Annotated in this window: 19 protein-coding genes; 16 read left to right on the plus strand and 3 right to left on the minus strand. The window is 67.6% G+C overall.

Translation table 11 applies throughout. From position 1 onward, the window contains the following. The 10 genes from ACT3UE_RS03235 (at nt 1) to ACT3UE_RS03280 (ending at nt 12,119) form a co-directional block, all read left to right on the plus strand. Nucleotides 1-969: a 3-hydroxyacyl-CoA dehydrogenase NAD-binding domain-containing protein gene (locus ACT3UE_RS03235; protein ID WP_444555051.1), complete on the plus strand. Its 969-nt coding sequence runs from the start codon at nt 1-3 to the stop codon at nt 967-969. After that, a complete protein-coding gene (locus ACT3UE_RS03240) occupies nt 970-1,410 on the plus strand; it encodes a thioesterase family protein (RefSeq protein WP_444555050.1) in 441 nt (146 codons plus the stop codon). It abuts the gene before it with no gap. Nucleotides 1,411-1,437: 27 nt separating this feature from the next. Continuing rightward, nucleotides 1,438-3,057: an ABC transporter substrate-binding protein gene (locus tag ACT3UE_RS03245; RefSeq protein WP_444555049.1), complete on the plus strand. Its 1,620-nt coding sequence runs from the start codon at nt 1,438-1,440 to the stop codon at nt 3,055-3,057. After that, nucleotides 3,054-4,013 (plus strand): ABC transporter permease, encoded by a 960-nt coding sequence (locus ACT3UE_RS03250; protein ID WP_444555048.1) that lies wholly within the window; start codon nt 3,054-3,056, stop codon nt 4,011-4,013. Before ACT3UE_RS03245 ends, ACT3UE_RS03250 begins: the two co-directional genes overlap by 4 nt. Then, the gene (locus tag ACT3UE_RS03255) at nt 4,010-4,906 is read left to right on the plus strand and encodes an ABC transporter permease (RefSeq protein ID WP_444555047.1); all 897 of its coding nucleotides are present in this window, start codon (nt 4,010-4,012) and stop codon (nt 4,904-4,906) included. Before ACT3UE_RS03250 ends, ACT3UE_RS03255 begins: the two co-directional genes overlap by 4 nt. Before the next feature lie 2 nt (nt 4,907-4,908). Further along, complete coding sequence (locus ACT3UE_RS03260) at nt 4,909-6,624, plus strand: ABC transporter ATP-binding protein (RefSeq protein WP_444555046.1); 1,716 nt, start codon at nt 4,909-4,911, stop codon at nt 6,622-6,624. 13 nt (nt 6,625-6,637) lie between these two features. Then, nucleotides 6,638-7,855 (plus strand): serine hydrolase domain-containing protein, encoded by a 1,218-nt coding sequence (locus ACT3UE_RS03265; protein WP_444555045.1) that lies wholly within the window; start codon nt 6,638-6,640, stop codon nt 7,853-7,855. 56 nt (nt 7,856-7,911) lie between these two features. Then, entirely contained in the window at nt 7,912-9,750 is a 1,839-nt protein-coding gene (gene glsA / locus ACT3UE_RS03270; protein WP_444555044.1) for a glutaminase A, read from the plus strand. 80 nt (nt 9,751-9,830) lie between these two features. Next, entirely contained in the window at nt 9,831-10,295 is a 465-nt protein-coding gene (locus ACT3UE_RS03275) for a MarR family winged helix-turn-helix transcriptional regulator (RefSeq protein WP_444566257.1), read from the plus strand. A 42-nt stretch (nt 10,296-10,337) separates the two neighbouring features. Further along, nucleotides 10,338-12,119 carry an MFS transporter gene (locus ACT3UE_RS03280; RefSeq protein ID WP_444566258.1) on the plus strand — a complete coding sequence of 594 codons (1,782 nt, stop codon included), beginning with the start codon at nt 10,338-10,340 and terminating at the stop codon, nt 12,117-12,119. A gap of 119 nt (nt 12,120-12,238) precedes the next feature. On the opposite strand, the gene ACT3UE_RS03285 is transcribed toward ACT3UE_RS03280, so the two are convergent. Next, the gene (locus ACT3UE_RS03285; protein ID WP_444555041.1) at nt 12,239-12,427 is read right to left on the minus strand and encodes a hypothetical protein; all 189 of its coding nucleotides are present in this window, start codon (nt 12,425-12,427) and stop codon (nt 12,239-12,241) included. Nucleotides 12,428-12,641: 214 nt separating this feature from the next. Here ACT3UE_RS03285 and ACT3UE_RS03290 point away from each other — a divergent pair, with 214 nt between their 5' ends. Next, on the plus strand, nt 12,642-16,295 hold the full coding sequence (locus ACT3UE_RS03290; protein WP_444566259.1) for a TM0106 family RecB-like putative nuclease: 3,654 nt from the start codon (nt 12,642-12,644) through the stop codon (nt 16,293-16,295). A gap of 60 nt (nt 16,296-16,355) precedes the next feature. Here the strand turns inward: ACT3UE_RS03290 and ACT3UE_RS03295 are convergent, their stop codons facing one another. After that, nucleotides 16,356-16,859: an SRPBCC family protein gene (locus ACT3UE_RS03295; RefSeq protein WP_444555039.1), complete on the minus strand. Its 504-nt coding sequence runs from the start codon at nt 16,857-16,859 to the stop codon at nt 16,356-16,358. Between the two features lie 118 nt (nt 16,860-16,977). On the opposite strand from ACT3UE_RS03295, the gene ACT3UE_RS03300 reads away from it, so the two are divergent. Together ACT3UE_RS03300 and ACT3UE_RS03305 are read left to right on the plus strand one after the other, a co-directional pair. After that, nucleotides 16,978-17,880: a dihydrodipicolinate synthase family protein gene (locus ACT3UE_RS03300; protein ID WP_444555038.1), complete on the plus strand. Its 903-nt coding sequence runs from the start codon at nt 16,978-16,980 to the stop codon at nt 17,878-17,880. Nucleotides 17,881-17,947: 67 nt separating this feature from the next. Beyond that, nucleotides 17,948-18,955: an aldo/keto reductase gene (locus ACT3UE_RS03305; RefSeq protein ID WP_444566260.1), complete on the plus strand. Its 1,008-nt coding sequence runs from the start codon at nt 17,948-17,950 to the stop codon at nt 18,953-18,955. A gap of 6 nt (nt 18,956-18,961) precedes the next feature. Here ACT3UE_RS03305 and ACT3UE_RS03310 read toward each other — a convergent pair whose 3' ends face one another. After that, on the minus strand, nt 18,962-20,308 hold the full coding sequence (locus tag ACT3UE_RS03310; RefSeq protein ID WP_444566261.1) for a polysaccharide deacetylase family protein: 1,347 nt from the start codon (nt 20,306-20,308) through the stop codon (nt 18,962-18,964). Nucleotides 20,309-20,548: 240 nt separating this feature from the next. Here ACT3UE_RS03310 and ACT3UE_RS03315 point away from each other — a divergent pair, with 240 nt between their 5' ends. The 3 genes from ACT3UE_RS03315 to ACT3UE_RS03325 are packed head-to-tail and all read left to right on the plus strand — an operon-like array spanning nt 20,549 to nt 26,180. Then, entirely contained in the window at nt 20,549-22,006 is a 1,458-nt protein-coding gene (locus ACT3UE_RS03315) for a DUF3375 domain-containing protein (protein ID WP_444555035.1), read from the plus strand. Then, complete coding sequence (locus ACT3UE_RS03320; RefSeq protein WP_444566262.1) at nt 22,003-22,833, plus strand: DUF4194 domain-containing protein; 831 nt, start codon at nt 22,003-22,005, stop codon at nt 22,831-22,833. The genes ACT3UE_RS03315 and ACT3UE_RS03320 overlap by 4 nt, the downstream gene beginning before the upstream one ends. After that, nucleotides 22,830-26,180, plus strand: a complete 3,351-nt coding sequence (locus ACT3UE_RS03325; protein WP_444566263.1) for an ATP-binding protein — start codon at nt 22,830-22,832, stop codon at nt 26,178-26,180. Before ACT3UE_RS03320 ends, ACT3UE_RS03325 begins: the two co-directional genes overlap by 4 nt. Nucleotides 26,181-26,188 lie beyond the last annotated feature (8 nt).

The following is a 26,188-nucleotide window of genomic DNA, read 5'->3' on the forward strand; positions in this document are numbered from 1 at the left end:
ATGAGCAACTACCCCAACCTGCACGACGTCGAAACGGTGGCCTGCGTGGGCATCGGCACCATTGGTGGCGGCTGGGCCGCCTACTTCCTGTCCCGCGGTTTCCGCGTCCAGGCCTGGGACCCCTCCGCCGATGCCGGTGACAAGTTGGCCGCGCTGATCGATGCCGCCTGGCCGGCGCTGACCCAGTTGGGTCTGGCACCGAATGCTTCCAAGGACAACTGGTCCGTCCACGCCGAACTCGCCGACGCCGTGTCCGGTGTCGGGTTCGTCCAGGAAAGCGCCCCCGAGGACCTGGACCTCAAATCGGATCTGCTGGCCCGGATCGACGCGGTGACCGACACCGACGTCGTCATCGGTTCCTCCACCTCCGGTTACGGGATGAGTGAGATGAACCAACGTGCGGCCCACCCCGAACGCCTGGTCGTCGGCCATCCCTTCAACCCGCCGTACCTGATCCCCCTCGTGGAGGTCGCCGGCGCCGAAGGCACCGATCCGGCAGCGGTGGCCTGGGCCTCGCAGTGGTATGACTTCATCGGCAAGTCGGTGATCACCATGGACCGTGAGGTCCCGGGCTTCATCGCCAACCGCTTGCAGGAGGCGCTCTGGCGCGAGGCCCTGCATATGATCGACAACGGCGAGGCCACGGTCGAACAGATCGATCTGGCCATCACCGATGGCCCCGGCCTGCGCTGGCCGATCCAAGGCCCCATGCTCACCTTCCATCTGGCCGGTGGGCCCGGCGGCATGGCCCATATGCTGGACCACTTCGGCCCCTCCTTGAAGTCGCCGTGGACCCGGCTCGATGCCCCGGAACTGACCCGGAAGCTGCGCGATGACGTCATCGCCGGTTGCGACGAGGAAGCCGGCGAGCGCGGCTTCGCCGATCTGGTCGCCGAACGCGACGCGGCCATCATCGCCGTCCGCACCGTGATCGGGGAGCTGAAGGCGGCACCGAAGGCGGCGGTCTAGGTGGCGCTGGAACCGTATTCCACGGCTGTCCTGCCCGAATGGATCGACTATAACGGCCACCTCTCCGAGGCCTACTACGTCCTCGTCTTCGGTTTCGCCACCGATGCGGCCATGGAGACGCTGGGCCTGGGCCCCGTCTACCGGGAGGCCACCTCCAATTCGCTGTACACCGTGGAGGCCCACGTCAGGTATCTGGATGAAACCGGTCTCGGCGCCGAACTGGAGGTCACCACCACGGTGGCCGGCTCGGGGGCCAAGAAGCTGCATCTGGCCCACACCATGCGGGTCGATGGCGCGGTGATTGCCACCGAGGAGATCCTGGGGCTGCATGTGAGCCAGGAAACGGGGAAGACCCTTCCCTTCGGACAGGACATCCTGGACGCCATCGAAATCCATCGCGATGACCCCCCGGACTGGAGCGGCCGATCCATCACCTGCTAGCCATCCGCCTACTCCAGGAGCCCCACCGTGACTTCCTCCCCACCTTCCCTCTTTCCCATGCCTCCCCCGGCAGCCCGCGCCCGACGTTCCGGGCCTGAGGGATTCAGCCGCCGGGCATTGCTCGGCAGCGGAATGGCCCTCGGCCTCGGCGCCGTGCTGACCGCTTGCGGGGCCCAGCCCTCGGTCATTGCGGCACCGACCGGCAATCCACAAACCGGCGGGACCCTGCGCGTCGGGCTCTCCGGAGGTGGCGCCTCAGACACCCTGGACGCCCACATCCCGGTGAACACGACGGATATCGCCCGCGTGGTCAACCTCTACGAAGCACTGCTGTACCGGGATGAGAACTACGACCTGCAGCCGCTGCTGGCGCTGAGTGCGACGCCGGATGAAAAGGCGATGGTCTGGACCGTGAAACTGCGTCCAGGAGTCGTCTTCCATGATGGACGCCCGGTGCGGCCCGAAGACGTCGTCGCCACGTTCAAGCGCATCACCGATCCCGAGGATCCCAAATCCGGTGCCACGGCGCTGGTCGTCCTCGACGAGGTCGCGATCGTGGGCAAGGACACCGTTGAATTCCGGTTGAACTCCCCGTCGGCGACCTTCGACGACTCCTTGGGCCAATACTCGATGGGGATCGTCCCCGCGGATTACGACGCCGCGAAGCCGGTGGGAACCGGCCCCTTCAAGGTCAAGAGCTTCTCGCCCGGCCGGCAGTCGGTCTTCTCCCGCAACGACGGCTATTGGCGCGATCACGAGCCCTATCTGGACGAGTTGGCCATCCTGAACTTCGATGATGACGACGCGATGATCAATGCCCTGCTGTCCAGCCAGGTCGACGCGATCGGACAGATCCCGTTGGCACTGACCGAAGTCATCGGTTCGGACCCGCGTATCGGGATCCTGAACTCGGAGACCGGCATGTGGCTGCCGTTCACCATGCGGGTGGACCGCAAACCCTTCGACGACGTCCGGGTCCGGCAGGCCTTCAAGCTCGCCGTGGACCGGGAGCAGATGATCGAGCAGGTCCTCAGCGGCCACGGCACCATCGGCAACGACGTCTTCGCCCCCTTCGACCCCGGAACGACCGGGTTGACCCAGCGCACGCAGGATATCGCCAAGGCCAAGTCCCTGCTCGCCGAGGCGGGGTACCCCAACGGACTGGACGTGGAGCTCGTCACGGCCCCCATCCAATCCGGCGCCGTCGAGGCGGCCCAGGTCTTCGCCCAACAGGCGGCGGCCTCCGGGATCAGGGTCAAGATCCGCCGCACCGACACCACCACCTATTTCGGCGACGACTACCTCCAATGGGACTTCGCCCAGGACTTCTACTACACCCGCAACTTCCTGCCGCAGGTGGACAACTCCCTGCTGAAGGATTCCCCCTATAACGAAACCCACTGGGACAACGCCGATTTCGTCGACCTCGTCAACCAGGCCAAGGCCACCGTGGACGAAGACCAACGCAACCAGCAGATCGCCAAGGCCCAACGCCTGCTCTACGACGAAGGTGGATACATCATTTGGGGACACCCCAACCAGGCCGATGCCTTCCAGCACTATGTCGCCGGACTGGTACCCAATAAAACCGGGCTGGCCCTGTCCGGCTACGAATTCCGTCGTGTGTGGATGGGAGGCACGAAATGATCCTCAAACTCGTTTCCCGACGCCTGTTGGTCAGCGTGCTGATCCTGCTGGTCGTCTCCATCATGGTCTTCGTGGCCACCCTGCTGCTCCCCGGAGACCCGGCCCAAGCCGTGCTCGGCCAACAGGCGACCCCCGAACGGCTCGAGGCGCTGCGTGAGCAGATGAACCTCAACGACCCGGTGGTCATGCGCTACCTCTCCTGGCTCGGAGGACTGTTCACCGGCAACTTCGGCTACTCGGCGGCCACCGCCGGCCCGGTCTCCGCCCTGATCGGCGAGCGCATCACCGCCTCGCTGGTCCTGATGGGCATCGCCGCGGTCATCAGCATTCCGGTGGGCATCATCGTGGGCACCTACAGTGCCTTGCGTCGTGGCCGCTTCGCCGACCATGTCGCGACCACCACTTCGCTGGTCCTGGCCGCGATGCCCGAGTTCGTCATCGGCATCGTGATGATCACGCTCTTCTCCACCACGGTCTTCAAGATCCTTCCCTCCGTCACCCTGGCCCCGCCGGGTGAACCCGTCTGGAACTATCCGCTGCAGCTGGTGTTGCCGGCCCTGACCCTGGTCCTGGTCGTCACCCCCTACATCGTGCGGATGATGCGTGCCACGATGATCGAGGTGCTGGATTCCGGCTTCGTGGAAATGGCCCGACTCAAGGGCGTCCCGGAGCGCACGGTGATCCTGCGCCACGCAGTCCCCCATGCGCTGGGCCCCGTGGCCCAGGTGGTCGCCATCCAGTTGGCGTGGATGGCCGGCGGCGTGGTCGTCATCGAGTTCCTGTTCCGCTACCCGGGCATCGGCCAGGCCCTGGTCGACGCCGTGTCCAACCGTGACGTCCAAGTCGTCCAGGCGATTTCGATGCTCATCGCCGCCGCCTACATCGTGGTGAACCTGCTGGCCGACATCGTCGGCATAGCCACCAACCCGAAGCTCAGGACGGAGTCCGCCCGATGAGTACCAACAACACCCCCACCGACATGGCCGGATCGGCCATCGACGACGAAGTCTCCTCCGCCCCCGGGTTGTTCCGGCGCATGATGCGCCAGAAGCAGGCCAGGATCGGCGCCGTGCTGACCGGGATCGTGCTGCTGGTGGCCCTGGTGGGCCCGCTGCTGCTTCCCTGGGCCACCGGATTCACCAGCACCTCCTTCTCCGGTAGGCCGTTCCAACCGGACGGCATCTTCGGAACCGACAACCTCGGCCGCGACATCCTCAGCCGTTTCCTCGACGGTGGACTACGGCTGCTGGCCTACGCGGCCCTGGCCACCGCCCTGGGCATGGTGGTCGGTGTGGTGATCGGCATGGCCGCCGCCTACTCACGGCCCTGGCTCGACAACCTGATCATGCGCTCCAACGACGTCCTGCTGGCCTTGCCGCAGCTGGTCTTCGCCCTGTTGGCGATCACCGTCCTGGGCCCCAAGGGCTGGGTCCTGGTGACCGTCATCGGCATCACCCACGCCCCCCGGGTCGCCCGGGTGACCCGTTCGGCGACCGCCTCGGTGATCACCGAGGACTTCGTCCGCGCCTCGGAAATGTATGCCGTCCCGAAATGGAAGATCCTGCTCAAGGACGTGCTGCCGAACATCACCGGCCCCCTCATGGTGGAACTGGGCCTGCGCATGACGTACTCCATCGGTTTCGTCGCCGCCCTGTCCTTCCTGGGCCTGGGCATGCAACCACCGACCGCCGACTGGGGCCTGATGATCAACGAGAACCGCATTGCGTTGACCGTCCAACCCTGGGGCGTCATCCTGCCGGTGGTGGCCATCGCCATCCTGACCGTCGGGACCAACCTCCTCACCGATTCCCTGGCACGGGCCTCGGCCAACCTGAACGCGGGAGAATGAACATGGACACCGTGAAGAACGAAGCACCAACCGTCGCGGCACTGCGGGCCACCGACCTGCGGGTCGCCACGCTGGCCGGCAAGGAGATCCTGCACGGGATCGACTTCGAGTTGCACCCGGGACGGATCCTGGCGCTGGTCGGGGAATCCGGATCGGGGAAGACCACCGCGGGCCTGGCCTGCATGGGTCATTTCCGCCAGGGCCTGAAACTGACCGCCGGCTCCGTCCATCTGGGTAGCGAAGAGGCCTCGGGCAACCTGCTCGAGCTCAGCGCCCCGAAGGTCCGGGTCCTGCGGGGCGGATCCATCTCCTATGTCCCGCAGGACCCCGCGCTGTCGTTGAACCCCGCCATGCGGATCGGCGAGCAGGTCCTGGAGACGCTCCAGGTCCACGGCTTTGGTGCGAACGACCACGAGCGCGCCGCCCGGGTGGACGAGGTCCTCACCGAGGTCGGCCTGCAGAACGATGCAGCCTACCGCCGCCGCTACCCCCACCAGCTCTCCGGTGGACAGCAGCAGCGCGTGGGGATCGCCATGGCCTTCGCCTGCCGTCCCTCGGTGATGATCCTGGATGAACCGACCACCGGCCTGGACGTCACCACGCAGGCACTGGTCCTGGAAACCATCCACGAAATGGCCGAACGGCATCAGGTCGCGGGCCTGTACATCACCCATGATCTGGCCGTCGTCGCCACGGTCGCCGACGAGGTCCTGGTCATGCTGTCCGGCGACGTCGTCGAACGGGGCTCCATCCAGGACGTGTTGTTCTCGCCCCGGCACCGCTATACCCGCAAACTGCTCGCCGCGGTTCCCGACCTGGCCGGCAAACGCCGGGTGGGCGATGTGGAGGCGATCACCGGGGAACAACCCCTGCTGATCCCCGGGCCCCACGCCCCCGGGGAGCCGCGTATCAACACCATCCCCGAAGCCTCGGCAGCAGAGTCTTCCGCGGACGCAACGTCGTCGTCCACCGAGGTCCTCTCGGTCTCGGGGCTGGAGCTGTCCTACGGTCCGGCCCGGATCCTCGACGGAATCGACCTCACACTCGAGGCGGGCGAGTCGATGATGCTGCTGGGCGAATCAGGGTCGGGCAAGACCACGCTCTCGCGGTGCATCGCCGGACTGAACGACGACTACCACGGCACCGTTTCGCTCCGTGGCACCGCACTGGCCGAGGGGACCCGTGGGCGCACCGCCGAAGAGCGCCAAGCGATCCAGTACGTGTTCCAAAGCCCCTTCTCCTCACTGAATCCGCGGCGCAGCATCTGCGAATCGGTGGAGGTGCCCTTGGAGATGGCCGGGATATCCAGTCGGCGCAAACGCCGCACCCTGGTGCACGAGGCGCTGGACCAGGTCAAGCTGGGCTCCAGCTACCTGGACCGCCGGCCGGGCGAACTCAGCGGTGGCGAGCGCCAGCGTGCTGCCATCGCCCGCGCCCTGGTCAACGCGCCCTCGGTCCTGGTCTGCGACGAGATCACCTCCGCCCTGGACGTCTCCGTCCAGGCCTCCATCCTGGACCTGCTGCGCACCCTGCAGTTGGACACCGGGATGTCGATGCTCTTCGTCACCCACAACATCGCCTTGGCCCGGCATATCTCCCAACGGCTGGCCGTGTTGCAGCGCGGACTGATCGTGGATCTGGGCCCCACGGAAGAGGTGCTGAACAACCCGCAGCACGCCTACACCCGTCAGCTGCTCGACCATGTCCCCACGTTCTAAGGAAGCTCCCACCATGCCCACCGACACCTCGCCAGCGCCTTCACCAGCGGGCGGTTCGGCATCCCTCACCCTGCAATCCCATAACGATGCGGCTCTGCCCGCGGCGGACTTCGCCATGCTGCAGGAGACGTTCGCCAAACACCTCCAGGCCAGCGCCGGCGGGATGTCCTTCTGTGTCTACCGCGAAGGCGCCCCCGTGGCCCGTTTCCATGGGGGCACGACGGTGAAGGCCGGAATGGACCCGGCACCGGGACTGGCCGGCCCGGCCGTCTGGGACGAAAACACCCGTGCCGTGCTGTTCTCGGGAACCAAGGGCCTCGTGGCGACCGTAGCCGCGATCGTCGTCGGCCGCGGCCAACTCGACGTCCGCCGTCCGGTCGCCGACTACTGGCCGGAGTTCGCCGCAGCCGGCAAGGCCGACGTGCCGGTGTCGATGCTGCTGAACCACACGGTCGGGCTGGTCTATGTGGACCCCGAACCCGACGGGGAAAACACCAGGTACGACAACCGGCTCAACGCCTCCATCCTGGCCGCCCAGGCCCCGCTGTGGGAACCGGGGACGAAGGTCGCCTACCATGCGATCACCTATGGGTACCTGATGGCCGAGCTGCTGCTCCGGGCCACCGGCCAGGACATCGGCACCCTCATCCGCGAACTGCTTGCCGAGCCGTTGGGCCTGGACCTGCACCTGGGACTGCCCCCGGAACTCGACGGAAGGGTCGCGACCATCTTCCGGGCCGATGACTACGCGATCAGCACCTTCCTCAAGGATGCCGAACGACGCCGGATCGTGGACCGGATGTATGCGGGCTCGCTCACCGGGGAGAAGGACTGCTTCAATTCGGTGGAGATGCGCCGCGGGCAATTGGCTGCCGGCGGAGGGATCGCCACCGCCGAATCCATGGCCAGCCTCTACTCCCAGCTGGCCGCCCCGGGACAGACCCTGGTGGATCCCACGGCCCTGGCCGACGCCACCGGGACCTGGTCCGAAGGCGTCGACGCGGTCAACGACCGTCCGCTGCGCTTCGGCCTCGGCTACGAGCTCGCCGACCCGATCGGCACCTACGGCCCCGTGGCCCCGGCCTTCGGACATTCCGGTGCCGGCGGCGGACTCCACGGGGCCTGGCCGGGCAAGAACATCGGCTTCTCCTTCCTGATCAACGAGATGCTCTCCGAGGACCAGGACCGGCGCGTGAAGGACCTGCTGGCGGCGCTCGCCCGGATCGTCTAGTCCCGGGGCCGGGGTTTCGCCCGCCGGGGCCCCGGCGCTGCCGCTACTGTGTGGGTATGCAATCCCCCATCGAGAGCTACCTGCGACGGCTGCACACCGAATTGTCGAGCCTGCGCGACGGGACCCCCTACCAGGACATCCCCGCGACCTCCCATGGCAACCCCGACGACTTCGCGATCTGCCTGGCCACGGTCGACGGCTACGTCTACGAGGTCGGCGATGCCGATACCGAGTTCTCGATCCAATCGGTGTCCAAGCCGTTCACCTACGGCCTGGCCCTGGAGGACCTGGGCCCGGACGCGGTGGACGAGAAGATCGACGTCGAACCCTCCGGTGATGCCTTCAACGAGATCTCGCTCTCCGAGGGCACCGGCCGGCCGGCCAACGCGATGATCAACGCCGGGGCCATCGCCGCGACCTCGCTGATCAAGGGCTCGGGCGGACGCCAGGGCTTCGAGAGGATCCTGGCCACCTATTCGGATTTCGCCGGCCGGCCGTTGAAGGTCCGCGAATCGATCTACCGCTCGGAGATCCGCACCGGCCACCGCAACCGGGCCATGGCCAACCTGCTGCGCAGCTTCAACGTCATCGAACACGACCCGGAAAAGGCGCTGCGCAACTACTTCCGCCAATGCTCGGTGATGGTCAACGCCCGGGATCTGGCCCTCATGGCCGCCACCCTGGCCAACGGCGGCACGCAGCCACTCACCGGCAAGGAGGTCATGGGGATCGATTCGGTCCAGCGGGTGCTTTCGGTGATGATGACCTGCGGCATGTATGACGACGCCGGATCGTGGACCAGCGCCGTGGGCATGCCCGCCAAATCCGGGGTCGGCGGCGGCCTGCTGGCGGTCCTTCCCGGCCAGTTGGGCTTGGCGGTCTATTCCCCGCCGTTGAACGAGCACGGCTCCCCCGTGCGCGGGGTGGCCGCCTCCGAACGCATGGCCGCGGACATGGAACTGCATTTCGTCCGGGCGGCCCGCATGGGCCGCTCGGTCATCAGCGAACGCTACGACCTGACCGAGGCTCCCTCCGGGGTCCGCCACAACGACGACGCCGCGGCGGTGCTCGAAGAGCACGGGCACCGGGCGCAGATCCTCGAACTGAACGGGGACCTGCTCTTCGCCGGCGCCGAGTCGATGGTCCGGGCCATCAGTGCGCTGCCCGAAGAGGTGGAGCTGGTGATCCTGGACGTGCGCCGGATCGACGAGGTCGGGGATGTGGCCCTGACCATGCTCTCCGAGGTGCGCGACGGGCTGGTCGAGGAGAAACGCCGGCTGATCCTGATCGAAACCGAGGGGGTCATCGCCGATGCCATGACCGCCGGGCGCAACGACGTCCCCGTCTTCGGCACCCGCAACGACGCGGTGGAGTGGGCCGAGGAGTGGATCATTGCCCTGCACGGCGGCCCCGGGCTGGTCCCCGACGTCGTACGGCTGCCCGACTTCCCCGCCGTGGGGCCCCTGGAGCCGGAACAGATCACTGCCCTTGAAACGCATATGGAGGAACGCACCTACGACGACGGGCAGGTCATACGGCGGGTGGGACAGAAGTTCGGCGGCGTCTATTTCATCCTCTCGGGCAAGGTGGCCACCACCAGCACCCAACAGGGACACCGGTTCCGCCATGCGACCCTGGGCGCCGGCATGACCTTCGGCGAAATCGCCCTGGGCGGGGACCGCGGCCAGTCCCTGCGCGTCACGGCCGAGGGGCGGGTCCAGCTCAAGGTACTGCCCGCCGAAGCCATCGCCCACCTCGAGGCCGATGATCCGTCGTTGGCCCTCTCCTTCTGGAAGGCGGTGGCCCGCGACGCCTACACCCGCGTGGAGCAGAGCTTCCGCGAGGCAGCCGTGCGCGAACGCGACCAGACCTTCCACGACGAAACGAACCGCTGAAGGGCCGACCCGACCCGCTGGCGTCGTTCCCCAGGACACATTATTTCTTAAATTCCATAGGTCTTTGATATAAATAACTTATGCAAAACATGACGCGGGCCCCCGAGCCGGAGGAAATCTCCGACGTGGCCGGGCTGCTGGAGGAACTCTTCCGACTCTCCCGGCGGCTGACCCCACCCGGGAACTACTCGTTGACCGTCTACTCGGCGTTGGCCTCGCTCAAACGCCATGGAGACGCCCGCCTGACGGCACTGGCCGCCCATGAGGGCGTCAGCCAGCCCTCGATGACCCAGGCCGTCGGCCGGCTCAAACGCGAAGGCCTGGTCCAGCAGGTCCCCGATCCCAGCGATGGTCGAGCCGTCCTGATTTCGATCACGGACACCGGCCTGGCAGCCCTGGCCGCCCGGAGCCAACGCCGCAGCGAAGGCGTCGCCGAGCTGCTGGCCGCACTGGATGCCACCGATCAGCATTCGATCATCGCCGCGACCGGGGCCCTGCGCCGGCTCATCGACGCAGCCCCCGACCAACGCCCCGACGGCAAATAAGCACAGCACCAACCCATCCCATATCCCTCGATTGGAGCACCGATGACCGGAGCACCAACGACCAGCCCTTCCCGGCCGGCCAGTCCCTTCAAACAACCCAAAGCCGTCTGGGTGCTGGCCTTCGCCTGCGTCGTCTCCTTCATGGGGATCGGCCTGGTGGACCCCATCCTCCCCGCCATTTCCGAACAGCTGGAGGCCTCGCCCAGCCAGGTGACGCTGCTGTTCACCAGCTACCTGCTGGTTACCGCCGTCGCGATGCTCTTCACCGGGTGGATCTCCAGCCACATCGGGGCCAAACGCACCCTGGTCTACGGCCTGACGATCATCGTCATCTTCGCCGCCCTGGCCGGCTTCTCCGGGTCCATCGACGGCATCGTGGGCTTCCGCGCCGGGTGGGGTGTCGGCAACGCGATGTTCATCGCCACCTCGTTGGCGGTCATCGTGGCCTCGGCCAGCGGCGGCTTCGTCGGGGCCATCGTGCTCTACGAGGCGGCCCTGGGCCTGGGCATGGCCGCCGGGCCGCTGGTTGGCGGCCTGCTGGGCTCCATCTCCTGGCGCGGCCCCTTCTTCGGGGTCGCCGGCCTGATGCTCATCGCCCTGATCGCCACCATCGTGCTGGTGGAGCCCACGCCCAAACCCGTGAAGAAGACCTCCATCCTGGATCCGCTGAAGGCCCTGCGCCACCGCGGTCTGCTGACCATGTCGCTGATGGCCCTGTTCTACAACTGGGCGTTCTTCACCGTGCTGGGCTACGCCCCCTTCCCGATGGGCCTAGACGCGATCCACCTGGGCTTCGTGTTCTTCGGCTGGGGTGTCCTGGTCGCCGGGTTCTCCGTCTTCGGGGCCCCCTGGCTGCAGCGCAAGCTCGGCATCGCCGGCACCTTGTACATGAACCTCTCGCTCTTCGCCGTGACGATCCTGATCATCGGCATCTGGGTGCACAACACCTCGGTGCTCATTCCGGCGGTCATCGCCACCGGCATCTTCATCGGCATCAACAACACGGTTACCACGCAGGCCGTCATGACCGTCTCACCGGTCGAACGCTCCGTCGCCTCGGCCGCCTACGGCTTCGTCCGCTTCATCGGCGGCGGCCTGGCCCCGCTGGCCGCCGGCAAACTGGTGGAGCACTACAACATGCATGTGCCCTTCATCCTCGGCGCCGTGGCCCTGGTCATCGGCCTGGTCATCCTGATGTCGGGACATAAGCTCCTCCGCAAGGCCGAAGAAGCACAAGCCGCCGATACAGCGGCGGCAGGCTCCACCGGGGAACCGGGTCTCGAAGCACCCGAAGACGCCCTGGCCATTGCCGACCGCCGGATCATCCCCGTCGAACATGCAGCCACCGCCGTCGTCCCCGAAGGGCTCCAGGGAGCCGTCGTGGCGGCCATCGGCTCCTCCGACTCCGCCGACCGGATCGTGGACAAGGCCCTGCGGGTCGCCGCCGCCGCGAAACTTCGGGTCGACGTGATCCACGTCCTGGAATCGGTCATCGCCAGTGATGCAGCAATCGACGGCGAGGACCTGGACACGGCGTCGGCAGCCGTGCGCGCCCAGTTGGATCGCCTCGCCGCCGCAGGCGTCGGCGCCGCCGGATACGTGTTGGGCACCGGGCCGGGCCGCCCCGAGGACCATGCCGGTGCCGGACGAGCGGTGGCCGAATATGCCAACCGCATCCAAGCCAGGTCCCTGGTCATCGGGGCCCCGACCCATGGCGGGCTCTCCGCGCTCATGGACGCCTCCGCCAGCCAGGAGATCTGGCGTACCGCCCACACGGATGTCACCATCGTGAACCCGGAGGCGGCGCAGCCCGTCGGGCCCTGACCGGGTCTTGCACGATTCCGTTGGCCCGTCCGGCACCTGGTGCCGGGCGGGCCTTCGCCGTCCCCTGCCGCCGCGGTGCCTGCGGCAGCCCTGGCGGACCGGCAGGCGGGGACAAGAACCTAGCCGGCCGTGGACTCCGCGTGCCTGCGACGGATCAGTGTCAGCCGCAGGACGGACAGGGCCACGGCCAGGGCCAGGCACGGCAGCATATAGGCAACGAGGTCCGCATCCGTGGCCAGCGAGACGGCGCCGAGGGCGATGGTCGCGACCATGAACACCCAGGCCAAGGGGGTGATGATCTTCAGCATGGCCCGCTCCTCCCCAGGATTCCATTGGTCCCTTCCCGGGCCCTGGGCGGGCTTGCTGCCCGGTGACCCGGCGGTTGTCCTGTCCGGCCACCGTAGGTTCCCCGCAACGCGGAGCACAAGAGGCACGTGCCTGGTTCCCGAAGCGTCGGTCGGCACTGTTAGATTCGAGCCCTGTCCGTTGGTAGGTCCGCGGCTGAGATGAGAAGGAGTGTGGATGTTCCTGCTGGATGCCGTGGAGGCCACCGAGCCGCCACCCTTGGTTTTCTCGGCTTCCGATCTGGTCACGGCCAGCGAATGCGAATACCAGAGTCTGTATAAACTCGACGTCAAACTGGGCCGCCGCGAGAAACCAGACTTCCCCGAGGACGCCATGGCATCCCGCGCCGCGGACCTCGGTGATGTCCACGAACAACGGGTCCTGGAGCAGCTGGAACACACCCACGGTCCCTGGGACCAGGCCAGCGGCACGGGGGTCCGCCGGATCAACAAGGCCCCCACCATGGACCGGGCCACGCTTGAACGGCTGGCTGCCGACACCACCGAGGCCCTCACCCTCGGGGCCGACGTCGTTTTCCAGGCCACCTTCTTCGACGGCGAATTCCTCGGGTTCGCCGACTTCATCGTCCGCGGGGCCGACGGCCGCTACGCCGTCTGGGACTCGAAACTGGCCCGCCATGCCCGGGTCACCGCACTGCTGCAACTGGCCACCTACGGGGACCAGCTCGAACGTCTGGGATTCGACCCCTCCCCGGTGGCGACCCTGGTGCTGGGCGACCTCGAACACAGCGACCATCCGATGCCCGATCTGCTGCCCGCCTACCGCGAGCTCCGGACGCGTTTTCGCCGGCTGACCGCCGAACACCGCGCCGCGGGGACCACCGTTGACTGGAACCGTCCCGGACTGCGGCGGTGCGGGACCTGTGATTACTGTGCCGAACAGGTCGCCGCCCACGATGACCTGCTGCTCATCGGCGGCATGACTGCGGCACGACGGCGGACCCTGATGGCCGAGGGCATCACCACCATGCATCAACTCGCCGAGCAGCCGGCCCCCGCCGGAGAGGACCCGGATTCGGGTCTGGGCCGTCTCCGCGAACAAGCCAGGGCCCAGACCGGGCTGATGGAATTCGACGGGTCCGCCAGCGTCGGGGAGCACACGGTCTCCTACCGTGTGCAGCCCACCCATGCCATCGGCGAGCTACCGGCCCCCAGCGACGGCGACATCTTCTTCGACTTCGAGGGCGACCCGCTCTGGCAGGACCCCGAAACCGGCACCTGGGGTATCGAGTATCTCTTCGGCGTCATCGAACACGACACCGGCACCCCCGTCTTCCGCCCGTTCTGGGCGCATTCCCGCGCCGGGGAGAAACGGGCGTTCCTGGACTTCCTGGACTATATCCAACAACGCCGTCAGCGGTGGCCCGACCTGCACGTCTACCACTACGCCCCCTACGAGAAGTCTGCGCTGCGCAACCTCTCGGTCCGGCACACCGCCGGGGAAGACACCGTGGATGCCTGGCTGCGCGAGTCCCTGCTGGTGGACCTGTATGACACCGTCCGCCATTCGGTGCGCATCTCGGAAAGCTCCTATTCGATCAAGAAGCTCGAACCGCTCTACATGGGCGCCGATGGCCCGCGGGACGGAGTCACCAACGCGGGGGCCTCGGTCGTGGCCTATGCGATCTACGCCGCCGACCGCGAGGCCGGGAACACCGAGGCCGCCGCATCGACCCTGGCCTCGATCTCCGCCTATAACGAATACGACTGCCTCTCCACGCTGCGCCTGCGTGATTGGCTGCTCTCACTGGCCGCCGACGAGCCGACCCCCGACCCGTCGCCCGGCACGGCCACCGGCGTCCTGCCCGGCACCGGGGCCCCGGCACCGGACGCGTATGAGCCCAGCGCCGAGGAACTGAGGCTGCAGTCCTATCTGGAGCTCGACGCCGATTTCTCATCCCTTCCGGACACGGACCGCCCGGCGGCACGGGCCGACCACGCCGCAGTGGCCATGGTCGCCGCCGCCACCGGCTACCACCGGCGCGAGGACAAGCAGTTCTGGTGGGGCCACTTCGACCGGCTCGAATCCCCCACCGAGGACTGGGCCGAAACCCGGGGAGTCTTCCTCGTGGACTCCGCCGAAGTCCTCGAGGACTGGACCCGGCCACCGCGCGCCCGCACCGAACGCCGCGTCCTGGAACTGACCGGAACCGCCTCCGACGGAACCGATCTGCGCCCCGGCACCAACTGGTTCCGCATGTATGGTCCCCCCGTCCCCTCCGGCGCCGACGTCCCGGTCGATGCCGAGGGCCATCCGGTCCCCGCGGCGCGGGGCGGGATCTTCGACACCGCATTATTGTCGGTGGAGGTCAGCGGCCACGCCACGGTCCTCACGGTCGCCGAGAAATCCAGCGGGAGGATCCCCCCGTACCCGCAGACACCCATGGCACTGACCCCGGGGCGGCCCATCATGACCGTCAGCATCCGCGAATCGTTGGCGGAGCTGGCCCGCCAGGTCGGCTCCACCCTGGTGGTGCCCTCCCCCACCTCGGACCCGGGTGAGGCCCTGCCGGTGATCACCACCCCGCCGAAACTGCCCCACCACCCGGGGCTGGATATCCTGCGCCGGTCCACCCCGCGGCTGGCCAGTCTGGACGGCCTTCCCGCGGTCACCGTCGATGACGAAGGCCGGGGGGACCATATCGGGGCGATCACCGAGGCCGTCGCCGACCTGGATCGCTCCTATCTGGCCGTCCAGGGCCCTCCCGGGACCGGCAAGACCCATGTCGGCTCCCATGTCATCGCCGCCTTGCTGGACCGCGGCTGGAAGATCGGGGTGGTCGGCCAATCCCATGCGGTCGTGGAGAACATGCTCGGAGCGGCCATCAGCAAGGCGGGGGTCGATCCGGAGCGGGTGGCCAAGAAGCCCAAGGACCCCCTCGTCCCCTCCCCCTGGTCGGTGACCGATGACAAGAAGTTCGCCGCCCTCCTCGAGTCCGAGGGCGGGGCGCTGATCGGCGGGACGGCCTGGACGATGACCGGAAAACAGGTTCCCGCCGGCTGCCTGGACCTGCTGGTGATCGACGAAGCCGGTCAGTATTCACTGGCCAATACGCTCGCCGTCGCCCGGGCCGCGGACCGTTTGCTGCTGCTCGGTGATCCGCGGCAGCTGCCCCAGGTCACCCAGGGGACCCACCCCGAACCCGTCGACGATTCGGCACTGGGCTGGCTTTCCGAAGGGGCCGCCACCCTCCCGGGACGGTTGGGCTACTTCCTCCCTGATTCCTGGCGCATGCACCCGGCCCTGTGTGCGAAGGTCTCGGTCCTGAGCTATGCCGGGCGCCTGGCCTCGGCCCCGGCCGCCGCGCGGCGCCACCTCGAGGGGGTCGCCCCGGGAGTCGGCACCGTGCTGGTGGAGCACCACGGCAACGCGACCTCCAGCCTCGAGGAGGCCGAGGAGATCACCGCCCAGGTCGGCCGGCATCTGGGGCTGCGCTGGGACGACGGCGGACGCAGTCCGGTCCGCGGGTTGGGGCCCAGGGACATCCTGGTCGTCGCCGCCTACAACGCCCAGGTCAACGTGATCCGCGAGGCCCTCGATGCCGCCGGGTACGAGGACGTCCGGGTCGGCACCGTGGACAGGTTCCAGGGCCAGGAGGCCCCGGTGGTGCTGGTGTCCATGGCGGTCTCCGCCGCCGAGGAAACCCCACGCGGCATGGATTTCCTGCTCAACCGCAACCGGATCAACGTCGCCGTGTCGCGGGCACAATGGCGTACCGTCATCGTCCGTTCCCCCGAACTGACCAATTTCCTGCCCACCCGCCCCGAGGGGTTGGCCGAACTCGGGGCTTTCGTGGGGCTCTGCGGCTAAAGCAGCAAGGCTGGTGCCTCACCGTGCCAGCCGCCCCGATGCCGGGCAGGTCCTGCGGGCTCAGCCGTCGTGCTCGAACTCGCCCCGCATCGTGTTCAGCGTGCGACGGATGTTCTTGCGCTGGAACTCCGCGAAAAGCTGGCCGCCGGTGACGGCGCGGTCAAAGGCCCCGGCAAGCCAGTCCGGCCATTTAGACCTCCCATCGGTCCAGGTCTCGGTGACCCGGGTGCCCCCGTCAACGTCGTCGAGGTCGTAGGCCCAACTGGCGATCCTGCCGCGGAGCATCGGCCGACGGACACCGATCCTGCCCACGTCGAAGGCGAAACGTCGCCCCGGGTCCGACGCCGTGACGACGCACCGGGTGATCCACCGGGCCCGCCCCCGACGATTGGTCCCCTCGAAGATCTCTCCCACCTGCAGCGGGCGGCCCACGGCGGGGGTCGTGGCCCCGGTGTTTTCCGGGCTCCAGCGGGGCATCTGGGCGGGGTCGGCGAGCTGGGTCCAGATCGTCTCGGCGTCGACCTTGATGTCGACGCTGTCGCTGACCTGCATGGTGCGCTTCATTCGGGTCCTCCCGTTCGTTGGCCCGGCCGCTGAACATCAACCGTGTTCGGAGCGTACCTCCTCGCGTCGGCGCCGCGAATTGGACGAAACCGCGACCGGCCCCTGCTAGCGTGTGGCCATGAGTGCATTCCACGGTCTCGTTGCCTATCCCGTCACCCCCTTCGACGACTCCGGGGCGATCGATCATCCGGCCCTGCGCCGTCATCTATCCACGCTGGCGGTTTCGGGGGTCGATTCCATCGTCGTGCTGGGCTCCTCCGGTAGTTTCGCCTACCTCGACGCCGCCGAACGCGCCGCGGTGATCACCACCGCCGTCGAGACCGTCCGCGAGGTCAATCCAGCACTGCCCGTCCATGCAGGGGTCAGCGCCGTATCCACCGCCGAACTGATGCGCCACGTCGAGGCGGCCGTGGCGGCAGGAGTCGACGGGCTGCTGCTTTCCACCGTGTCCTATGTGCCCCTGAACGACGACGAGGTCGCCACCCAGTGCCGGCTGGTTGCCGCCGCCTCGGATCTGCCCATCTGCCTGTATTCCAACCCGGCGACCACCAACTTCTCCTTCTCCCTGGACCTCATCGCCGAGCTGGCCACCGAGCCGACGATCGTGGCGATCAAGGAAACGGCCGCCGATCTGGCGACCTTCATCGAACGCCACGAGGCCTTGGCCTCCCGCGTCCACCCCGGTTTCAGCCACGGCATGAGCGGGGACGCGTTGATCGCCGAGGCGGGCTTCGCCGCCGACGCCTGGCATTCCGGACCGGCTTCCGTGCTGCCGGCCCACTTCGGGGCGCTGCGGGCCGCCCTGGTCGACGGGGACATCGTCGAAGCGAACCGGCTGCAGGAGGAACTCACCCCGTTGATGCGCGAATTCAATGCGTTGCGCAAACTCAGCAACCTCCACGCCCTGGCCCGTGCGGCAGGCATCGATTCCGGGGAACCACGCCGCCCGCTGCTCCCCCTGCCCGGCAGCAGCCAGCGGGACCTGGCCCGGCTGCTCGGGGAGCTGTCCGAACCGCTGTAGCGATCCGGCACCGCCCCTGTGCACCAAGGGTTCGAACTCCCGGGTAACTCGTGCTAGACAAGGGGGCATGAAAATGCGCAATTTGGCGGGTTCCCCGGTGAACCCGCTGGGGCTGGGGTGCATGAACCTCAGCCACGGGTATTCGAACTTCCCGAGCTACGCCGACGGCGCCAGGCTCCTGCGTCACGCCCTCGATGCGGGGGTGGACCATTTCGACACGGCCACCCTGTACGGCAGGGGGTGCAACGAGGAACTCGTCGGCGCCGCCTTGGGAAAACGCCGTGACGACTACTTCCTGGCCAGCAAGTGCGGGTTGGAGATCATGGCTCCGGGAGAACGCGGACGCATCGACGGCCGACCCGAAACCATCAGGGCCCAAGCCGAGGCCTCGTTGGACCGGCTGGGCACCGATTTCATCGACCTCTACTACCTGCACCGCCTGGACCCGAACGTGCCGGTGGAGGAAAGCGTCGGCGCCCTGGCCGACCTCGTGGCCGAAGGGGCCATCGGGGCCATCGGCCTGTCGGAGGTCTCCACGGCCACCCTCTACCGGGCGGCAACCGAACATCCGATCGCCGCCGTGCAGAACGAATACTCGCTGGCCACCCGGAACTCCGAACTGGGCGTGCTGGATGCCTGCCGCGAGCTGGGTACCTCGTTCGTGGCCTTCAGCCCGCTCTCCCGGGGCTTCCTGGCCGGCACGCTACTCGATCCCTCCCAACTCCCGGAGCAGGACCTGCGCCACGTGTTGCCGCGTTTCACCGCCGAGAACTATCCGGCCAACCTTCAACTGCTCGATTCCTTCCGCCGGGTCGCCGAACGGCTGGGCCTCACCTGCTCCCAGCTGGCGCTGGCCTGGATCCTGGCCCAGGGCGATCACGTCCATGCCATCCCCGGCACCACCAGCACCGGGCACCTCGACGAGAATCTGGACGCCGGTTCCGTCGCCCTCGATGAGGCCACGGCCGCCGAGGTCGGGACGATCATCAACTCGCAGACCATCCACGGCGCCCGGTACAACCCCGGTCAACAGCGGACCATCGACACCGAGGAGTTCACCGCCGCGCAGGCCTGAGCCGACCTATTCCTCGTCCTTCGGGGCGTGCCGGCTCCGGGCCGGGTCGATGACCTCCTCCACGTCGAAGAACTTCTCCAGGACGTGGTGCTTGCCCTTCAGCGCCGCGTTCATGCTCAACCCGTCCACGTTGATGCGGGCCTGGCGCACATAGTCGTCGGTGAGCTGCATCCAGGCGGGGGTCGAGGCGTCGATGCCGAAGTAGAAATCGAAGCCCGCCTTCTTGAACAGCTCGTACTTCGCCCCGGAATACGCGGCGATGCCCGACATGTCGGCGCCGAACGGGAAGATCAGCAGGTCGGTGTCCCCCAGGATGGGGCTGACTTCCTGGTCCCATTTCCTCGTGTCGGCCTTCAGCCGCGCCATCGTCGAATTCGTGACGTTGGAGTGGCCCCAGGTATGGGAGGCGAAGACCCAGCCCTCGTCCTTCAGGGCCCCGGCGACCTTCTTCGCCTTCCTGGTCTGTGCCTTCACGTCGACCTCCGGGTCATCCCCGTATTCGATCTCGCTGGTGCGGTAGCCCAGCACCCCGTTGTAGCCGGTCAGTCCGAGGATGCCCTTGCTGCCGTGGTAGGAGAAATCGGGGTGCTCACGGACGAATGCGTCCACGACCGTGGGCAGGTCGTAGTCCCCATGGACCGTCGTGCCGGAGGGGTCCTGGTAGGTGTTGGTGATGTTCCCGTCGTCGTCCAGGGTCAGATTCGTGGCGAAGCCGTCGCCGTCCATGTATTCGTAATAGCTGACGTCGTCCTCGGAGAGGACCAGCGGCTTCTTGCCCTGCGGCAACTTGATCGGCCGGTATTCCATCTCCCCGTCGGCGTTTTCGCGGGCGATGTCGTGCGGGTTGACCAGCACATAGCCCTTGTCGTACACGGAGGCGAGGATGGCCTTGAATTCCTTGACCGTGACCATGTAGTCGGCATATCCCTGCGCACTGGGTCCGGGGGCGAAGGCCCGCTTCGGGTCAACGATCAGCGAGTGGAAGAACAGGTGGGAGATCTTCGAGTTGTCCTCCCAGGTCACCGCCTTCTTCTGCTGCGCGGTGATCTTGTCGATGAGATCGGACACGTCCCCGCCCTCGAGATCCTCGAGCTGTTCCAGGGCGGTGGAGTAGTCGTAGTGCGCCGCCGCCGTCCTGGCCTCATCGATCGCGGCCTCGCGCTGGTCCGCTGCCGAGGGCCCCTCGGATCCGCCGTCTGGTGCCAGGCCCGGCCCGGAGGCCCAGGCGCCCCCTCCGGGAGGCCCTTCCTGGCCACCGGATTCCGCGGCGCAGCCCGACAGGCCCAGGGAAACGGCCAGGGCGGAGGACAGAAGCAGGGCACCGGTGGAGCGTGTTCTCCTGGCGGAGGACATTATTGCTACCTCTTTCAGCACGTCGAGCGGACGAAGGCCGGCGGGGGTGCGATCAAACATCCGCTGTCTTCCACGCTAGCCCCGACCTTTGATCCGGACGCACGCGACACGTCGGTTGTGGCCTAGAATGACCATCCGGCCCTCGACGGTGCGAACGCCGTTCGTCGCGCTGCCGCGGCTTCCTTTTCGACCATCACCCGTCCATCGTCGTCCCCCACCGTGTGGGGCGGAAAGTAGCAGATGCCTTCAATCGAACCCGCCGTTGCGACGTGGGCCGACCAGCAGGAATTCAGGTCCTCCCCCGCCTGGAAGCTGCTCTCGGCGACGCCGTGGACGGTCGCGTTCCTGCGGGCCGAGTTCACCCAGGCCCGTCCCCGCGTGGGGTTGGAGGCGTTCCATGCCTCGTTGCAGGCCTTCCTGCGGCATCTCCGCTCCGCCGGGACACCGCTCAACGACGCCTGGCAGGCCCAGCAGTACGCCGATTCCTGGGTGCGGGCCGGATATCTGGCGCGGCCGCTGATCGATGGCTCCTTCGTCTACGAGCCGACCGCCCATACCGCCCGGGTGCTGACCTTCCTCGAAGGCTTCTCCGGCTCGGGGACCAATTTGAACTCCTCGCGCTTGAACACCCTGCTGACCAGCATCGAGTCCCTGGCCCATGAAACCGATCCCGACCCCGAGGCGCGGATCCGCCAGCTCGAAGCCGAGATCGCCGAACGCACCGAACGGGTCCGGGCCCTGCGTTCCGGGGCCGCCCCGGCCGTGTTGCCGGCCGACGGGGCCATGGCCGCGGCACGCAGCATCCTGGATCTGGCGGCGAACCTGCCGGCCGACTTCAAGCGCATGCGCGACGGTGTACGGCATATGCTCCACCAGGTCAGACGGGAGATCATGGAAGGCTCGGTGGCCAAGGGCGTGGCCGTCGGCCGGGTCTTGGAAGGTGATAGGCAACTGCGCAGCACCGCCGAAGGCGAGACGTTCCGGGGGTTCACCGAGTTCCTCAACGATCCGACCCGGCAACACCGCTTCCGCCAGGCCATCAACGAAGTACTCGAACGTGATTTCGTCGATGGCCTCAACGCCCAGGAACGCCATACCCTGGCCACCTTGCTGCGTGAGCTGCGCCGCCAGGCCGCCGAAGTGCATTCGAGCTATGGCAAGCTCTCGGAATCCCTGCACGCCTTCGTCCAGTCCGACGAATTCCGCGATTCGGTCCTGCTGCGCCGGACGGTGCGTAGCGCCGAACTGGCGGTCGCCGGTTCCGAGGCACTCGGCCCCCGGACCCCGGTCACTGCGGTGAAGCTGTACGCCCCGGCCTTCTCGACCCTGTCGGGCCTGGGGATCTTCGACCCCCAGGAGCATGTGGCCCCACCGAAGCTCGCCGAACCGCCGGCGATGAGCAGCGCCGACATCCGACGCACCCCCAGCACCCCGAAGGCCGATGCCGACCGGCTCGACACGGCCATCGCCACCGCGGTGGACTCCGCCGCGGGCCCCCTCACCCTCGGTTCCGTGTTCGCCGGGCTCGAGACCAGGGACCACCATGTGAACACCATCCGCTACCTCATCGAGGCCGCCCGCACCGCCGGACGGGACGTGGACACCACCAGATTCGAGTCGATCACCTTCAGCCAGGTCGACGGCTCCGAACGCACCGCCTACCTGCCCGTGATCACCTTCGCGAAGGACACCGAATGAGCCACCCGGACCCCGAATCCCCCGCCCTCGCCCCCCACGGTGCCTCCGGGGACGACGACCAGACCCCGGACACCGCGACCCCCTCGGGCCGCCGGGCCGAGGGAGAGCTCTTCGACGGGGACACCGGCAGATTCGAGTTGGCGCTGCGCCAGGCGCTGATCCGCTTGCTGCGCGGCCCCTACCTGGACGGGAGCGCCGATGCGCGGCTGTGGCAACTGGTACTGGACCGACGCCGGGAAATCTCCGCCTTCGTCGCCGAGCTGTTCCTGAAGCTGCAGATCGATCCCGAACGGAAGATCGCCCTGCTCGTACCGGTGCCGACCCAGACCGTCCACACCACCGCGATCGTGCCCCGCAAGCCGCTGCGCCGCGAGGAGACCCTGTTGGCGCTGCGGTTGCGGCTGCTGCTGGACCGTCATGCCGGCACCGGAACCGATCCGGTGATCTCCCGCGCAGGGGCCCGGGAGCTCCTCGAGGAGCATCGCCATCCCGGGGCCCTGGACGATAAGCGGCTCGAGGACCTCACCGATTCCTCCTTGGCCCGGCTAGCTGCCCTGAAGCTGATCCTGCCCACCGAACTCGACCAGGAATACCGGGTCTCCGGGGCCCTGGCGCTGGCCCTGCCCTTCGATTCGATCGACGAGATCCCCGCCTATCTGCAGTCCCTGGACCGGGCCGCCGACGAGGGGATGGAGCCGACGCTGGAACTGGATTCCGACGTCGTCCCCGACGACCCGGATGATGGTGCCGAGGACGACGCCGGGGAGCCGGACGATTCCGAAGATGACCCCGAGACCACCACGAACACCGAAGAGGCGGCCCAGTGACCATCTCCCAAACCCTCCCCTTCGGCGAGGCCATCAACCCCGGACAGCAGCGCCTGTGCTCGATCCAGGTCATCAACTGGGGCACCTTCCACGGCCGGCACGAACTGTATGTGGACCGCGACGGCACCTTGCTCACCGGCCGCCCCGGCGTCGGCAAGTCCACCCTGTTCGACGGAATCGGCCATATCTTCCATGCGGCCCCTCGACTGAACGAATCCGCCCATGAGGCCTCCACCCGCAAGGACCGGCGCACCACCTACTCCTATATGCGTGGACGTCGCTTCACAACCGAAACCGGCACCCTGTATCAACGTCCCGGCGCCACCTGGAGCGCCGTGGCCCTGACCTTCGAGGACGGGTTGGGGACCCGGACCTGCATCGCCGTCCTGTTCGACCTTCCGGCCCAGGGCCTGGAGGGCCAGGTCGGCAAGCACTATGTCATCGGGGACGGCACCCTGGATACCGCGGCGTTGGAAGAGCACGGCTCCCGCAGGTTCTCGCCGTCCTCCCTGATGAAGGTGCTCCCCGGGTTCGAGGCCTTCGATGTCCACCGCACCTTCGCCGAACGGTTCCGCCGGCGCCTGGGTATCGACAACGACAAGGCGTTCTCGCTGCTGCGCACCCTGCAGAACGGCAAAGGCCTGGACCGCGGGGTCAACCAGTTCTTCCGCTATGAGGTCCTGGAGGTCCCCTCGACCTTGAAGGCCGCTGCCGGCGCGGTGGAGGACTTCTCCCATCTGCGGGGGATCCACCGCCAACTCGAGGAGGCCCGCGCCCAACGAGATGCCCTGGAGCTGGTGCCCGAACAGCATCGACGCCACCAGGAACTCACCGAATCCCTGCGCCACCTCCAGGGCCTGGGGCGGCATCAATTGCCGCTGCTGCGCGAACATCTGGCCGCCGAACTGCTGGGCACCCGCTCCGCCGCCATCGCCGCCGAACTGAAGGCCAACCGCACCGCCATTTCCGAGGTCTCCGAATCCCGGACCGTGCTGGCCGAACGGGTGCGTTCACTGACCGAACAACACGACTCCCATGGAGGCCAGGCGGTCCAGGCGCTTGAACGTGAACTCGAGGCGGCCCGCTCACGGTTGGCCGAGCGCCAAGGGATCGCCTCCACCCTGAAGGCCCGCATGCACGACGCCGGGGTGGCGCTGACGTTCTCGGCTTCCGGTCTGCAGGCGGCCCGTCGCCAGGCGGCGGTGACCGCCGAAACCCTGCAGGGGGTGGCCAAGGATGCGACCACCATGGAACACGAGGCGATCGCCGCGTCCATGGAGGCGCGCGAGAAGGCGCAGAAGCTGCGCCAGGACATCGATTCCTACGCCCGCAGGGGCTCGAACATCGACGGCCTCTCGGCGGCGGCCCGCCGCCGGATCTGCTCCGAAACCGGGATCGCGGCCGAGGACCTCCCCTTCGCCGGGGAGCTCATGGACATGGCCCCCGGGGCCGGCCCCTGGCGCGCCGCGGCGGAGAAGGCCTTGCGCTCACTGGCCACCACCCTGTTGGTCGGCGGCGAGGACATCGAACGGGTGACGGCGGCGGCGGATCGGTTGGAAGGCTATGGCAGGTTGCGGTGGATCGACCTCTCGGCCCACGTCCCCGGCGGCCGCGACGGGGACCCGGTGGCCACCGCCGCCGACCAGGCCCTGGTGACGAAGCTGGAGTTCAAGCTATCCGAGGCCGGCCAGTGGTTGCAACGCAAGATCGCCGCCGACCACGATTTCATCTGCGTGGCCACCGATGCCGACCTGCACGCCGAACGACGGGCGATCTCCCGGGCCGGGACGATCAAATCCGGCCGCGGTTCCTTCGAACGCGATACCCGGCCCGTGGCGGCCTCGGACTACCTGTTGGGCTTCACTAACGAGGAGAAGATCTCCGAACTGACCGTCCAGGTCGACCAGTTGGACGCCGACCGGGCCCAAGCCGAGGAGCTGGCCGCCGAACGCAGCCGTTCCAAGGATTCCCTGGCCCGCAAACTCTCCCTGCTGCGCGAGCTGGTCGCTGACGAACGTCCCTTCTCCGCGCTGGATTCCTCGGTCCAGGGCGCCGCCGTCGAGGAGCTGGAGACCCGGATCGCCGAGGCCATGGATTCCAGCACCGACCTGGCCGGGCTGCGCACCGCCCTGGAGGCGGCCCGCACCGAACTGGAATCCGCCGTCGGACGGCTGGCGGTACTGCGCAACCAGACCGCGACGCTCGAGTCCCGGGCGGCGACCGCGAGCACCCAGCTCGAGGCGGCCCGTGCCTCCAGCGCCGCGGCCGCCCCGGAGGCGCAGGCCCGTGAAGAGCTGGGCGCCGAGCCGCTGCTGGCCGAGGCAATGCACCGGTTGGAGGCCGGCGAGGACTTCGACCTCGCCGAACTGGATGCGGCGGTGTCGGCGACCTCACAGGATCTGGGCGAACGCACCACGGAGGTGCGTGAACTCGTCTTCTCCACCGAGGCCACGCTCACTGAGACGTTCCGCCAATTTGCCCGCGACTTCGGCATGACCACCTCTGCTTCCTTCGGCACCGGCATCGAAAGCGCCCCGCACTATGTGGCACTGCACCGGGCGATCGTCCAGGAGGGGCTGCCGCAACGCCAGGAGGAGTTCCGCGAATACTTCTCCAACCGTTCCTACGAACGCTTCTCGGATCTGCTGCAGCTATTGGAGGAGGAACGCCGCGGGATCGGTGAACGCATCCTGCCGTTGAACCAGATCCTGGCCGATGTCCCCTTCGAGCATGGCTCGTACCTGCGTCTGGAAGTCACCACGGTCGTCCCGGAAGAGGCCCGCGATTTCCGCACCGCGCTCAAGGAGGCGCTCGGCAACGCCTACGGCTCCCGCGGGGTGGAGGAATTGAGTGCGAACTACAAGGCGTTGGAGCAGCTGGTGGACGCCCTGGACGATCCGGCACGGCAAGCCTGGCGGGATACCGTTCTGGACGTGCGCCAACATGTGCGGATCAGCTGCAACGAGCATAAGCCCGGCGGTGAGATCGAAAACGGGTTGGAACCGGGCACGCTCTCCGGCGGTGAGGGCCAACGCTTCACCTCGTTCATCATGGGCGCCGCCTTGGCCTACCAGTTGGGCTTCGCCCTGCACGGCTTCACGACCTACGGGACCGTGATGATCGACGAGGCGTTCATCCAGGCCAACGCGGAGTACGCCGCCGCCGGCATCAACGCGCTGCAGGAGTTCGGCTTCCAGTTGTTGCTGGCCGCCCCGGAGGACAAGATCGATCTGGCCCTGCATCTGGGTTCGGTCTCGGACATCATCAAGCATCCCGCCTCGAACGTCTCGGGTTTCGTCGAGACCGGCCGCTCCCCCGCCCTGGCCACGGACATCATCCTGCGCTGAGCCGTGGG

Origin of the sequence: Arthrobacter sp. 179, assembly GCF_052379645.1 — a bacterium.
Taxonomy (GTDB): domain Bacteria; phylum Actinomycetota; class Actinomycetes; order Actinomycetales; family Micrococcaceae; genus Arthrobacter_H.

Coding starts and splice junctions, on each gene's coding strand:
- ACT3UE_RS03235 (WP_444555051.1), top strand. CDS start 1: ATGAGCAACTACCCCAACCTGCACGACGTCGAAACGGTGGCCTGCGTG.
- ACT3UE_RS03250 (WP_444555048.1), top strand. CDS start 3,054: ATGATCCTCAAACTCGTTTCCCGACGCCTGTTGGTCAGCGTGCTGATC.
- ACT3UE_RS03255 (WP_444555047.1), top strand. CDS start 4,010: ATGAGTACCAACAACACCCCCACCGACATGGCCGGATCGGCCATCGAC.
- ACT3UE_RS03260 (WP_444555046.1), top strand. CDS start 4,909: ATGGACACCGTGAAGAACGAAGCACCAACCGTCGCGGCACTGCGGGCC.
- ACT3UE_RS03265 (WP_444555045.1), top strand. CDS start 6,638: ATGCCCACCGACACCTCGCCAGCGCCTTCACCAGCGGGCGGTTCGGCA.
- glsA (WP_444555044.1), top strand. CDS start 7,912: ATGCAATCCCCCATCGAGAGCTACCTGCGACGGCTGCACACCGAATTG.
- ACT3UE_RS03275 (WP_444566257.1), top strand. CDS start 9,831: ATGCAAAACATGACGCGGGCCCCCGAGCCGGAGGAAATCTCCGACGTG.
- ACT3UE_RS03280 (WP_444566258.1), top strand. CDS start 10,338: ATGACCGGAGCACCAACGACCAGCCCTTCCCGGCCGGCCAGTCCCTTC.
- ACT3UE_RS03285 (WP_444555041.1), bottom strand. CDS start 12,427: ATGCTGAAGATCATCACCCCCTTGGCCTGGGTGTTCATGGTCGCGACC.
- ACT3UE_RS03290 (WP_444566259.1), top strand. CDS start 12,642: ATGTTCCTGCTGGATGCCGTGGAGGCCACCGAGCCGCCACCCTTGGTT.
- ACT3UE_RS03295 (WP_444555039.1), bottom strand. CDS start 16,859: ATGAAGCGCACCATGCAGGTCAGCGACAGCGTCGACATCAAGGTCGAC.
- ACT3UE_RS03300 (WP_444555038.1), top strand. CDS start 16,978: ATGAGTGCATTCCACGGTCTCGTTGCCTATCCCGTCACCCCCTTCGAC.
- ACT3UE_RS03305 (WP_444566260.1), top strand. CDS start 17,948: ATGAAAATGCGCAATTTGGCGGGTTCCCCGGTGAACCCGCTGGGGCTG.
- ACT3UE_RS03310 (WP_444566261.1), bottom strand. CDS start 20,308: ATGTCCTCCGCCAGGAGAACACGCTCCACCGGTGCCCTGCTTCTGTCC.
- ACT3UE_RS03315 (WP_444555035.1), top strand. CDS start 20,549: ATGCCTTCAATCGAACCCGCCGTTGCGACGTGGGCCGACCAGCAGGAA.
- ACT3UE_RS03320 (WP_444566262.1), top strand. CDS start 22,003: ATGAGCCACCCGGACCCCGAATCCCCCGCCCTCGCCCCCCACGGTGCC.